The organism is Rathayibacter sp. PhB1, from assembly GCF_004362935.1.
Taxonomy (GTDB): Bacteria; Actinomycetota; Actinomycetes; order Actinomycetales; family Microbacteriaceae; genus Rathayibacter; species Rathayibacter festucae.
On the sequence record NZ_SNYD01000001.1, the window covers coordinates 834027 to 845953 of the forward strand.

Here is an 11927-nt window from a genome sequence, read left to right on the forward strand (position 1 = left end):
TCTACGGAGGACCGCCGACAGCGCGCGGCGCACGGGGCAGCGGCGGACCGGCGCGCCCCCGGGGCATGCAGAAGCCGGCGGCCCCGCCCCGCGCCGCCCCCTCGGAGGAGAGGGGCGACGCGGAGACGGGACCGCCGGCGGGACCGCTCAGGACGGTCGGTCGGTGCGGATCAGACGGCGACGGGGCGGGCCGTGGCCGGCTCCGGGACCTCGGCGACGATCGGAGCGCGCTTGATGCTCTTCGCGATGATCACGCAGACCGCCGTGACCACCATGCCGACGAGGATCGCGACCAGGTAGAGCAGCGGCTGCCCCACCAGTCCGGTCACCCAGACGCCGCCGTGCGGGGCGCGCAGCGTCGAGCCGAAGAGCGCGACGAGCGCGCCGGTGACGGCCGAGCCGATCATGGCGGAGGGGATCACGCGCAGCGGGTCGACCGCGGCGAACGGGATCGCGCCCTCGGAGATGAACGAGGCGCCCAGCAGGTAGGCCGCCTTGCCGTTCTGGCGCTCGGCGTCGGTGAACAGGCGCTTGCGGAGCGACGTGGCGAGAGCGAGGCCCAGCGGCGGCGTCATGCCGGCCGCCATCACGATCGCCATCACCTTGAACTGCACCGAGTTCGGGTCGCCGTCCGCGGGGACCGAGGCGAGCCCCGTGGTCGCGAAGGCGTAGGCCACCTTGTTGACCGGGCCGCCCATGTCGAACGCCATCATCAGGCCCAGGATGATCCCGAGGATGATCAGGTTGCCGCCGGTGAGGCCCGAGAGCCAGGCCGACAGTCCCTCGCTCAGCGCGCGCAGCGGCGCGCCGAGGACGACGAACATCAGGAAGCCCGTGATGAAGGTCGCGATCAGCGGGATGATGACGACCGGCATCAGCGACTTGAAGGCCGCCGGCAGCTTGATCCGCGAGATGTACAGCGCCGCGTAGCCGGCGATGAAGCCGGACGCGAGGCCGCCGAGGAAGCCGGCGCCGACGGTGACCGCCACGGCGCCGCCGAGGAAGCCGGGCGCGATGCCGGGGCGGTCCGCGATGCCGAAGGCGATGAAGCCCGAGAGCACCGGCACCAGGAACGCGAAGGTCGCGCCGCCGATCAGGAACATCACTCCGGCCCAGTCGGTGATGTTGGCGATGTTGAAGCCGTTGTCGATGATCTGCTGCGGCGTGTAGCTGACGATCTGGTAGCCGCCGAAGAGGAACGACAGCGCGATCAGCAGACCGCCCGCCGCGACGAACGGGATCATGTACGAGACGCCGGTCATCAGGTTCTGGCGGATGCGCGTGCCGACGCCGACCTTCTTCGGGGCGGCGGGCGCCGCGGCCGGAGTCGAGCGGGCGGCGGACGGAGCCGTGCCGGTGCCGCGCAGGGCGAGCGCCCGGTCGAGCACCTCGTCCGGCTTCGACAGCGCCTCGGCGACGCCGACCTGGAGGATCGGCTTGCCGGCGAAGCGGTCCTTGCCGCGGATCTCGAGGTCGGCGGCGAGGATGACGACGTCCGCGGCGGCGATGTCGCCCGCGGTCATCTCGTCCGAGCCGGCGGCGCCCTGGGTCTCGACGTGGATCGGATAGCCGCGCTTCTTGGCGGCCTGCTCCAGCGCCTCGGCCGCCATGTAGGTGTGCGCGATGCCGGCGATGCAGCTCGTCACCGCGACGAAGCGCGGGGCGCCCGTCGAGGAGGCGGCGGCGGGAGCGTCCTGGACCTTCGCGGCGGCGCGGTCGATGACGTCCGCGGCCTTCGCGAGCGCCTCCGAGGTGCCGACCTCGAGGGTCGGCTTGCCGGCGAAGCGGTCCTTGCCGCGGACCTCGAGGTCGGCGGCGAGGATCACGACGTCGGCGTCGGCGATCGTCTGGTCGGACATCGGGTCGGAGCCGGCCGCGCCCTGGGTCTCGACCTGGATCTGGTAGCCCTTCTTCTTGGCGGCCTGCTCGAGGGCCTCGGCCGCCATGTAGGTGTGCGCGATGCCGGCGATGCAGCTGGTGACGGCGACGATCTTCACGAGACGACGACCTCTCGGGCGATGATGTCCGCGACTTCCTGGCCGCTGCCGGCGGCGCGGAGGGATCCGGTGAAGGACTCGTGGATCAGCTTGCGGGCGAGCTGGGCGAGGATCTTGAGATGGGCCTGGTCGGCGCCGTCGGGGGCGGCGATGAGGAAGATCAGGTCCGCGGGGCCGTCCGGGGCGCCGAAGTCGACGCCGGACTTGGCGATGCCGACGGCGACGCTGGGCGAGACGACGTGCGAGGAGCGGGCGTGGGGGATCCCGATGCCGCCGGGCATGCCGGTGGCCATCTGCGACTCGCGGTCGCGGACGTCGGCGAGGAAGCCGTCGAGGTCGGTGACGCGGCCGGCGTCGGCGAGCGTCTTCGCGAGCTGCGCGGTGGCGTCGTCCTTCGTGGCGGCGGTGAGGTCGACGATGACCGTCGACGCCTCGGTGAGAGCAGTCATGCGCTCAGTTCTCCAATCGGGAGGGTGGGGTCGGGGTTCTCGACGACGGAGACGTCGTCGAGGCGGAGGGAGTCGGGACCCGGGGCTTCACTGCCCGGGAGGGTGACGGCGGCGGTGCCCCAGGCGACGGCCGTCCGCAGACGCTCCGCCTCCGAGGCGTCGGTCGCCGACAGGTAGCCCGCGAGGGTGCTGTCGCCGGCGCCGACGGTGCTGAGGGGCACGACGGGGGGTGCGCCCGCCCACCACGACGAGTCCGCCGTGACGAGGAGGGCGCCGTGCTCTCCGAGGCTCACGAGCGCTCGCGCGTCCGGGAGGCGGAGGAGTGTGCGGGCTCCGTCGACGACGTCGCCGACGGTCGCGAGGGAGCGGCCGAGGAGCTCCTCGAGCTCCTCGAGGTTGGGCTTCACCAGCGTCGCGGTGCCGGCCGCGATGATCGCGGTCAGGGGTGCTCCGGAGGTGTCGACGGCGAGGGGGACGCCGAAGTGGGTGGCGAGGCGGCCGAGCGCCGGGTAGAAGTCGTCGCCGAGGCCGGGCGGGACGCTGCCGCAGGCGACGAGCCAGCGCGGGCCGGCGACGACGTGGTCGCAGATCAGAGCGGAGAGCGCCTTCGCCTCCTCCGGCGTGACGGCCGGGCCGGGCTCGTTGATCTTGGTGGTGCGTCCGGTCGCGTCGTCGACGACGGTGATGTTGGTGCGGATCGGCTGCGCGATGGGCGCACTCGCCGAGGCGACTCCGGCCGCCTCGAGCATGGAGCGCAGGTCCAGGCCCGTGGAGGCGTCGGCCGGGTAGATCGCCGTGGCCTCGACGCCGTTGCGGGCGAGGGCCCTGGCGACGTTGACGCCCTTGCCGGCCGGGTCGCGGCGCACGCCGTGGGCGCGGTTGACCTCGCCGACGGCGAAGCCGCTCGTCGACAGGGTGACGTCGATGCTGGGGTTGGCGGTGACGGTGACGATCATGCGCGGACGACCTCCGGGCCGGCCGATTCGATGTCGTCGGCGAGCTCGTCGTCGACTCCTCGATCGGTGATGACGGTGTCGATCGCGGACAGCGGGGCGACGTGCCCGAAGTCCTGGCGGCCGAACTTGGAGTGGTCGGCGAGGACGACGACCCGGCGCGCGGCGGCGATGAGCGCGGTCTTGACGACGGCCTCGTCGAGGTCGGGGGTGGTGAGCCCCCGCTCCCGGCTGATGCCGTTCGTGCCGATGAAGGCGACGTCCACCGAGACGGTGGGGATCACCTGGGCGACCCACGGCCCGACGGCGGCCTGCGTGACCCCGCGCAGGTGCCCGCCGAGCAGGTGGAGGTCGATGTTGGGCCGGCCGACGAGCGCCACCGCGACAGGGAGGGAATGGGTGACGACCGTCAGCCGGCGGTCCAGGGGGAGCAGCTCCGCGAGGCGGACCGTGGTGGTCCCGGCGTCGATGGCGATCGAGCCGCCGTCGGGGACCTCGGCCAGTGCGGCGGTGGCGATGCGGTCCTTCTCCGCGGCGAGGTGGCCCTCGCGGGCGGCGACCTCGGGTTCGATGCCCAGGCGCTCGACGGGGATCGCGCCGCCGTGGGCCCGGCGCAGCAGGCCGCGCTTCTCCAGGCTGGTGAGGTCCCGGCGGATCGTCTCGGGCGTGACCGCGAGGGACTGCGCGAGGTCGCGGACCTCGACCCGCCCGTCGGTGCGGGCGCGGTCCAGGATCGCCTGGTGCCGCTCCGGTGCGTACATGTGGACTCCGTCGTCTCGCGAGATGCTACGCCTCGTCCGCGGTGTCGGTGTCGACCTCGGATCTGCGTTTACATCTTTTTAGACCCGTTCGTGTCCGATGTCAACAGAAACGGACATGTTCGACAGTCGTCGTTCCGCGCCAGGGCTCGGTCGGCCGCGTCGGCGTCGAGGAGAGCGTGTGTCGAGGAGAGCGACTGCCGCGGATTCAAGCGGCCGCGTCGGCCAGCTCGTCCTCGAGGCGCGAGAGCTGCTTCTCCAGGCGCCGGCGCTTGAGCAGCGACGCGTCCGGCAGGGCGGCGCGCAGGCGCTCGCGCTCCGCCTCGGCGAGGGTGCGGCGGGCGAGGCGCAGCTGCTCCTCGCGCTCGCGCTCGATCTCGTCCGGCGTGCGCTTGCGCGCCGAGATGCCGGCGTCGCTCATGCCCACCGAGATCCAGGAGGCGACGATCAGGATCACCTGGCAGACCAGGTTGAACCAGATCAGCAGACCGATCAGGACGGCGAAGGAGGCGAGCAGCGGGTTGCGCGAGGCGCCGCCGAGCAGCTGGGTTCCGAGGACCTTGAGCGCGCCGAGCGCGATCCCGCCCATCAGCGCGCCGACCCAGAGGTTCTTCCACGGGATCGGGATGCCGCTGAGGATCCGGAACGAGCCGGCGAGCGTAGCGGTGTCGAGCGCGAGCATGATCAGCAGGCCGACGACGGTGCCGGTGACCCGGCCGAGGGTCGAGTCGCTGCCGATCCCGAGGACGTCGAACGCGACGTCGACGAACGAGGTCGAGAAGACCGAGAGCGCCGCGGACACGACGAGGACGGCGCCGAAGACGAGCGCGAGCCCCGCGTCCTTGAGCTTGAGCAGGACGAACAGGACGGTCGGACCGGGCAGGGAGAACAGGATCCGCACCGCCTGCCGGAGGCTGCCGAGGAAGTTGAGCGCCGTCCAGAGCAGACCCGCCGCGGCGATCACTCCGGTCCAGCCGAGGATCGTGGAGTCGAGCAGCGTGTCGATGGACACCAGCGCGTTCTTGTCCCCGATCAGCCCGGGCACCGAGCTGGTGAGCAGCTGCAGGAGCGAGTCGCGCAGCGCCGCGTTGTCGCGCAGGACGAAGCCGAAGACAGCGAAGAACACGAACAGCGCCGCGAAGATCGCGAACAGCGCCTGGAAGGCGAGCCCCGACGCGAACAGCGGCCCGCCGCTCTCGGAGTAGTGCAGCATCACCCGCACCGGCCTCGTCCGCATGATCCGCTCGAACAGCGCCGGGATGCCGCGCGGTGCCTCGGTCGCCGCCTCCGTCATGCCCTCCAGCGTAGAGGCGCCGGGCGCGGCTCCGAGACGCACGCCTCCGCCGCGCGCGGCGGCGCGACCTCCGGCTCGCGGGATCGCCTCCGGCTCGTGGAATGCCGCACCTCCGACGTGCCGGAGCAGTTCCCGCGTGCCGGACCCCGGCGGCCCGACCTCCGGCTCTCGGAACCGCCTCCGGCTCGCGGAATCGCGTCCCTCCTGCGTGCCGGAACCTGTTCCGCGTGCCGGAGCGTCGGCACCGACGTCCGGTGGTCGCCCGACGACCTCGCCTGCCTCGAACGGTGCGCCTCTGGCTGTCAAGGGAGGCATCCTCGCGTCGGGCGGGCGGGACTCAGCGGAGCGGGCCGCGCGCGCGGACCGCGAGGATGCTGTCGCGGGTGCGCGGCCAGTGATGCATCACGTCCGCGTAGGTGAAGCGGAGCGTCGTGTACCCGCGCTCGGCTGCCGCGCGGTCGCGATCCCGGTCTCGCTGGAAGGCGTTTGGGTCGTCGTGCCAGGCGCGACCGTCGATCTCGAGGAGCAGCCACCCGTCGATCGCCAGGTCGACCCTGCCGACGCCGTCGATCTCGACCTGGATGTCGGACCTGATGCCGAGCAGATGCAGGCGGACCCGAGTGACGGACTCCGTCCCGGACTCCGAACGGGCGTCGACCAGCTCCGCAACGACGGCGAAGCGACGGGGCAGCGCCGCCAGCGACTGGGCGAGAGCATCGGACCCGATGAGGCGCAGGCGCAGGCAGGAATCGGCGACGGCGACGGCGAGCTCGAGAGGCTGGCAGAGGAAGACCTGGGTCAGCGCCTCGATGCGCGTCGTCCGGATGGAGCGGTACTCCGCCGGCCGTGCACGGCGACTCCAATGCGTGACCACGTCGCTACCCAGTTCTCGCGGCCGCGGGCGCGAGCTGGAGGTGATGGCGAGGTGGAGTCGGGTGTCGGGCGGACGGAAGGCGCCCGCCTCTGCCAGCAGAGAGATGCAGGACAGCGACCCGCAGGCCTCCGCCGCGCGCAGCTCCTCCGCCGAGGCGTGCGGCGACGCGTACCAGCCGCGCCTGATGCGGCGCAGCGCGCCCGATCGCACGGCGGCCGTGGCGTCGACGCCGACCGCGTGAAGGTAGCCGATGTGGTGCACTCCGTATTGCATGCGCCGACTCTGCCGTCGGACGGCGATCCGTGCGGACCTGATCGCCCGTTCGGTGGAGAGCTCGTGCTCACCGCCGACTGTGGAGGAGGCGACCGGCGACCGAGGGCCGGCACCGGGGAGGTCGGGCTCGCGATGCGGGGTCCGGCTCGTCGATCCGCCGTCGTCGGGCGTGCCGAAGCGGTTTCCGCGTGCCGGAGGTGGGATGGACTGACGTTCGGCTCGTGATTCCGGCTCGGGCTCGTCGATTCGCCGTGTTCGGGCGTGCCGGAGTTGTTTTCACGTGCCGGAGGTGAGGTGCGGGGGATGTTCGGCTCGTGATTCCGAGTCGGGCTCGTCGGTCGGCAGGATTCGGGCGTGCCGGAGCTGTTCCCACGTGCCGGAAGTGCACCGCCGGGCCCGGGGATGACGAACGGCCCGCCGGATCCGAGGATCACGACGGGCCGAACGGGGGAGGAAGCGTCAGGCGCGGCCGCGGATGACGGCCTGCTTCACCTCGGCGATCGCCTGGGTGATCTGGATGCCGCGGGGGCAGGCCTCGGTGCAGTTGAAGGTCGTGCGGCAGCGCCAGACGCCCTCCTTGTCGTTGAGGATGTCCAGGCGGGCTCCGCCCGCGTCGTCGCGCGAGTCGAAGATGAAGCGGTGCGCGTTCACGATCGCGGCGGGGCCGAAGTACTGCCCGTCGGTCCAGAACACGGGGCAGGACGACGTGCACGCGGCGCAGAGGATGCACTTGGTGGTGTCGTCGAAGCGGGCGCGGTCGGCGACCGACTGCACGCGCTCCTTGCCCTTGGTCGGCGGGGTGTTCGCGATCAGGAACGGCTGCACCTCGCGGTAGGAGGCGAAGAACGGCTCCATGTCCACGACGAGGTCCTTCTCGAGGGGCAGGCCCTTGATCGCCTCGATGTAGATCGGCTGCGAGATGTCGAGATCCTTGATCAGCGTCTTGCAGGCCAGGCGGTTGCGGCCGTTGATCCGCATCGCGTCGGAGCCGCAGATGCCGTGCGCGCAGGAGCGGCGGAAGGTCAGCGATCCGTCCTGGTCCCACTTGATCCGGTGCAGCGCGTCGAGGACGCGGTCGGTCGAGAACATCTCGACGTCGAAGTCCTGCCAGCGCGGCTCGGTGTCCTGCTCCGGATCGAAGCGGCGGATGATGAACGTGACGGTGAACGCCTCCGGGGCCGCGGGGGCGGCGGGGGGCTGCTCGAGAGTGGCGGACGACACGACTAGTACTTCCTCTCCATCGGCTGGTACCGGGTGATCACGACGGGCTTCCAATCGAGGCGGATGTGATCGCCCGCGTCGGAGGAGTGGGCGTCACCGGAGAGGTACGCCATCGTGTGCTGCATGTAGTTCTCGTCGTCGCGCTTGGGGAAGTCGTCGCGCATGTGGCCGCCGCGGCTCTCCTTGCGGTTCCGGGCGGAGTAGACGACGACCTCGGCGAGGTCGAGGAGGAAACCGAGCTCCACGGCCTCCAGGAGATCGGTGTTGAAGCGCTTCCCCTTGTCCTGCACCGAGATGTTGCGGAACCGGTCGCGCAGGCGCTGGATGGTGCCGGTGACCTGCTCGAGCGACTCGTCGGTGCGGAACACCTGGGCGTTCTTGTCCATCTCGTCCTGCAGCTCCTTGCGGATCGAGGCGATCCGCTCGGTGCCGGTGGCGCCGCGGAGCGAGGCGAGCATGTCGCGGATCGCGCCGGCGGGGTTCTCGGGCAGGGGAGTGAAGTCGACGGTCTGCGAGTAGTCCGCGGCGTTGTTGCCGCTGCGCTTCCCGAAGACGTTGATGTCGAGCAGCGAGTTGGTGCCCAGGCGGTTCGAGCCGTGCACCGAGACGCAGGCGCACTCGCCGGCGGCGTAGAGGCCGGGGACGACGGTGGTGTTGTCCGAGAGGACCTCCGCCTTGACGTTCGTCGGGATGCCGCCCATCGCGTAGTGCGCGGTCGGCATGACCGGCACCGGCTCGACGACCGGGTCGACGCCCAGGTAGGTGCGGGCGAACTCGGTGATGTCCGGGAGCTTCGTCTCGAGCACCTCGGCGCCGAGGTGGGTGCAGTCCAGCAGCACGTAGTCCTTGTGCGGGCCGGCGCCGCGGCCCTCCGCCACCTCTTGCACCATGCAGCGGGCGACGATGTCGCGCGGTGCGAGGTCCTTGATGGTCGGGGCGTACCGCTCCATGAAGCGCTCGCCCGAGGCGTTGCGGAGGATCGCACCCTCTCCTCGCGCTCCCTCGGTGAGGAGGATGCCGAGCCCGGCGAGGCCGGTGGGGTGGAACTGGAAGAACTCCATGTCCTCGAGGGGGAGGCCCTTGCGCCAGATGATGCCGACGCCGTCGCCCGTGAGGGTGTGCGCGTTCGACGTCGTCTTGTAGATCTTGCCGAAGCCGCCGGTGGCGAAGATGATCGCCTTCGCCTGGAAGACGTGCAGCTCGCCGGTCGCCAGCTCGTAGGCGACGACGCCCGACGGCTTGTTCACGCCGTCGACCTCGGTCATCACGAGGTCGAGGACGTAGAACTCGTTGAAGAAGTTGATGCCCAGGCGGACGCAGTTCTGGAACAGCGTCTGCAGGATCATGTGGCCGGTGCGGTCCGCCGCGTAGCAGGCCCGGCGCACGGGTGCCTTGCCGTGGTCGCGGGTGTGACCGCCGAATCGGCGCTGGTCGATCTTGCCGTCCTCGGTGCGGTTGAACGGCAGGCCCATGTTCTCGAGGTCGATGACCGCGTCGATGGCCTCCTTCGCGAGGATCTCCGCCGCGTCCTGGTCGACGAGGTAGTCGCCGCCCTTGACGGTGTCGAAGGTGTGCCACTCCCAGCTGTCCTCCTCGACGTTCGCGAGGGCGGCGGCCATGCCGCCCTGCGCCGCACCGGTGTGCGAGCGCGTCGGGTACAGCTTGGAGATGACGGCGGTCTTCGCCTTGGGCCCGGCCTCGATCGCGGCGCGCATGCCCGCTCCGCCGGCTCCCACGATCACCACGTCGAACTGGTGGTAGTGGACGCCGTCGGCGCCAAGGGTCTGGGTGAAGGCGCTCTGATCAGCGCCGCCGCTGTGGACGTGGCCTGGTGTGCTCACTGGGTGACTGCTCCGTTGAACGGGGTGGAAGGGCGGGAGTGGGGGAGGGGCGCTCCCGGTGGCGTGGCTGTGCCGCGCGGACGGACCGCGCGGCACCGGGCGCCTAGGCGGCGCAGAAGGAGGGCAGCAGGCTCGGGTCCCCGCCGGTCGGGCAGGGGTTGAAGCCGAAGACGACGTAGGTGCCGAGCGCGATCAGCGCGACGACCGAGACGACGATGCCGCCCTTGAAGACGCGGGCCAGCAGCGGCGAGGTCGCGTAGTCGTTCACGAGCGTGCGCATGCCGTTGCCGCCGTGGATGAGCGCGAGCCAGAGCATCGCGACGTCCCACCACTGCCAGAACGGGTTGGCGAGCTTGCCGCCGACGAAGCCGAAGTCGATGGCTTTGATGCCGTCGCCGAGCAGCAGGTTGAAGATCAGGTGCCCGAAGATCAGGACGATCAGCACGACGCCGGAGGCGCGCATGTAGATCCAGCCCCACTTCTCCCAGTTGGTGCCGGAGGCGCGGGTCGGGACGTGCGGAGTCCGCGGTGCGGCGACGGTGCTCAATGGGCACCTCCCTCGCTGAAGACGTTGATGAGGTGGCGGGGCGCGAAGCCGAGCATCAGCACGACCCACAGGCCGATGACGACCCAGAAGAGCAGGCGCTGGTTCCGGGTGGCCCAGCTCCAGAAGTCGACGAGGATGATGCGCAGGCCGTTCATGGCGTGGAACGCGATCGCGGCCACGAGGCCGGTCTCGCCGAGGCCCATGATCGGGTTCTTGTACTGGGCGATGACCGCGTTGTACGCCTCGGGGCTCACGGCGATAAGGGCCGTGTCGAGGACGTGCACGAGGAGGAAGAAGAAGATGGCGACACCGGTGATCCGGTGCAGCACCCACGACCACATGCCTTCGCGACCGCGGTAGAGGGTTCCGGCCGGACGGCGGATCTTCCCCTGCTTCCGGGGTGCGAGGGTTTGAGCAGCTGAAACTGACACGAACAACCCTCCCTGGTTGACTGCTCCGTCGGCCTGACCGGACCCGCGACTCGAGGACGCGGGCGGGGCGGAGGAGCGGCGAGAACACTCGCTCCACGATTCTAAGCGCCGGGCCCGGTCGCCGCGGCTTAGGCGAGCCTTAGCTGCCGCGGGCCATCGACACGGGTGCGCCGACCGTCGCGTAGTGCGCGAGGAGCTCGTCCGTGAGCGCGCTCCAGGTGCGGTGCAGCACGCGGCGCCGGCCCGCCTCGCCGAGCCTCGAGCGGAGCCCCGGATCGTCCAGCAGCCGCTCGACCTGCCGACGCAGATCGGAGTCGCTCTCCGGCGCGTAGAGCAGCCCGTCCACGCCGTGCTCGATCAGATCGGTCGGGCCGCCGGCGTGCGGGGCGACGACCGCCGTGCCCGAGGCCTGCGCCTCCTGCACGGTCTGGCCGAAGGTCTCCTCGGTGCCGGTGTGCACGAAGACGTCCAGGGCCGCGAAGACCGCGGGCAGTCGCTCCCCGTCGAGCCGTCCGAGCATCCGCGCCGAGGAGCCGAGCGCCGCCGCGACACGGGAGGAGGAGGGGCCGTAGCCGCCGACGACCAGGTCCGCGCCCGGAAGAGAGGAGAGGGAGGCCAGGCGCTCGACGCGCTTCTCGGGGGAGAGACGGCCGATGTAGCCGACGAGCGCGTCGCCGGGGGCGACCGGCGCCCGCACCTCGGCGGCGTAGGGCGAGGAGCGCATCCGCGGGTGGAAGCGGTCGCTCTGCACGCCGCGCCCCCAGAGCGCCGTGCGCTCGATGCCGGCCGCGGCGAGGTCGTCGAGCGCGCTGGTCGAGGGGGCGAGCGTCAGGTCGGCGCCCGCGTGGATCTGGCGGATCACCCGCCAGGCCAGGGCCCGGGCGCCGCGGATCCCGTAGCGGGCGGCGAAGCGCGGGACGTCGGTCTGGTAGATCGCGACGCTGGGCACCCCGAGCCGGTTCGCCGAGGCGATGGCCCGCGCCCCCAGAAGGAAGGGCGAGGCGACGTGCACGACGTCGGGTTCGAAGGCGGCCAGCTCGCGGGTGAGCGCCAGCGTCGGGATGCCGACGGGGAAGTCGCGGTAGGCGATCGCCGGGTGCTCCACGACGCGGTGGCCGGCGTAGTGCCCCGGCGCGCCCGCGGCAGGACAGACGACGAGGGCCTCGATCCCGCGCGCCGCGAACTCGTCGAGGACCCGGAGGACGCTCGTGGTGACACCGTTCAACGACGGGAGGAAGCTCTCCGTGACGACCGCGACTCTCACCCTCCGGACGCTACGGGCGCCGTGT

General features: G+C 71.4%; 11 protein-coding genes. All 11 read right to left on the reverse strand.

Annotated features, from left to right (window positions below; genetic code table 11):
• Nucleotides 1–170 precede the first annotated feature (170 nt).
• Nucleotides 171–1997, reverse strand: coding sequence for a PTS fructose-like transporter subunit IIB (locus tag EDF17_RS04020; protein ID WP_123445278.1), 1827 nt, complete (start codon nucleotides 1995–1997; stop codon nucleotides 171–173).
• The gene (locus tag EDF17_RS04025; RefSeq protein WP_123445279.1) at nucleotides 1994–2446 is read right to left on the reverse strand and encodes a PTS sugar transporter subunit IIA; all 453 of its coding nucleotides are present in this window, start codon (nucleotides 2444–2446) and stop codon (nucleotides 1994–1996) included. The genes EDF17_RS04020 and EDF17_RS04025 overlap by 4 nt, the downstream gene beginning before the upstream one ends.
• Complete coding sequence (locus EDF17_RS04030) at nucleotides 2443–3402, reverse strand: 1-phosphofructokinase family hexose kinase (RefSeq protein ID WP_123445280.1); 960 nt, start codon at nucleotides 3400–3402, stop codon at nucleotides 2443–2445. Before EDF17_RS04030 ends, EDF17_RS04025 begins: the two co-directional genes overlap by 4 nt.
• Nucleotides 3399–4160, reverse strand: a complete 762-nt coding sequence (locus EDF17_RS04035; RefSeq protein WP_123445281.1) for a DeoR/GlpR family DNA-binding transcription regulator — start codon at nucleotides 4158–4160, stop codon at nucleotides 3399–3401. Before EDF17_RS04035 ends, EDF17_RS04030 begins: the two co-directional genes overlap by 4 nt.
• Nucleotides 4161–4365: 205 nt before the next feature.
• Entirely contained in the window at nucleotides 4366–5451 is a 1086-nt protein-coding gene (locus EDF17_RS04040; protein ID WP_159423283.1) for a YihY/virulence factor BrkB family protein, read from the reverse strand.
• A 337-nt stretch (nucleotides 5452–5788) separates the two neighbouring features.
• A complete protein-coding gene (locus tag EDF17_RS04045; RefSeq protein WP_123445283.1) occupies nucleotides 5789–6598 on the reverse strand; it encodes a DUF559 domain-containing protein in 810 nt (269 codons plus the stop codon).
• 459 nt (nucleotides 6599–7057) lie between these two features.
• Entirely contained in the window at nucleotides 7058–7819 is a 762-nt protein-coding gene (locus tag EDF17_RS04050; RefSeq protein ID WP_123445284.1) for a succinate dehydrogenase iron-sulfur subunit, read from the reverse strand.
• A 2-nt stretch (nucleotides 7820–7821) separates the two neighbouring features.
• Entirely contained in the window at nucleotides 7822–9564 is a 1743-nt protein-coding gene (sdhA, locus tag EDF17_RS04055) for a succinate dehydrogenase flavoprotein subunit (RefSeq protein ID WP_243587270.1), read from the reverse strand.
• A gap of 199 nt (nucleotides 9565–9763) precedes the next feature.
• On the reverse strand, nucleotides 9764–10207 hold the full coding sequence (locus EDF17_RS04060; protein WP_123445286.1) for a succinate dehydrogenase hydrophobic membrane anchor subunit: 444 nt from the start codon (nucleotides 10205–10207) through the stop codon (nucleotides 9764–9766).
• Nucleotides 10204–10590 (reverse strand): succinate dehydrogenase, cytochrome b556 subunit, encoded by a 387-nt coding sequence (gene sdhC / locus EDF17_RS04065; RefSeq protein ID WP_260300765.1) that lies wholly within the window; start codon nucleotides 10588–10590, stop codon nucleotides 10204–10206. Before sdhC ends, EDF17_RS04060 begins: the two co-directional genes overlap by 4 nt.
• Before the next feature lie 187 nt (nucleotides 10591–10777).
• Complete coding sequence (locus EDF17_RS04070) at nucleotides 10778–11902, reverse strand: glycosyltransferase family 1 protein (protein ID WP_123445288.1); 1125 nt, start codon at nucleotides 11900–11902, stop codon at nucleotides 10778–10780.
• Nucleotides 11903–11927 lie beyond the last annotated feature (25 nt).

Excerpts from the sequence above, each read along its gene's own strand:
- EDF17_RS04045 (WP_123445283.1), bottom strand. The coding sequence starts at position 6,598 with ATGCAATACGGAGTGCACCACATCGGCTACCTTCACGCGGTCGGCGTC.
- EDF17_RS04040 (WP_159423283.1), bottom strand. The coding sequence starts at position 5,451 with ATGACGGAGGCGGCGACCGAGGCACCGCGCGGCATCCCGGCGCTGTTC.
- EDF17_RS04035 (WP_123445281.1), bottom strand. The coding sequence starts at position 4,160 with ATGTACGCACCGGAGCGGCACCAGGCGATCCTGGACCGCGCCCGCACC.
- EDF17_RS04030 (WP_123445280.1), bottom strand. The coding sequence starts at position 3,402 with ATGATCGTCACCGTCACCGCCAACCCCAGCATCGACGTCACCCTGTCG.
- EDF17_RS04025 (WP_123445279.1), bottom strand. The coding sequence starts at position 2,446 with ATGACTGCTCTCACCGAGGCGTCGACGGTCATCGTCGACCTCACCGCC.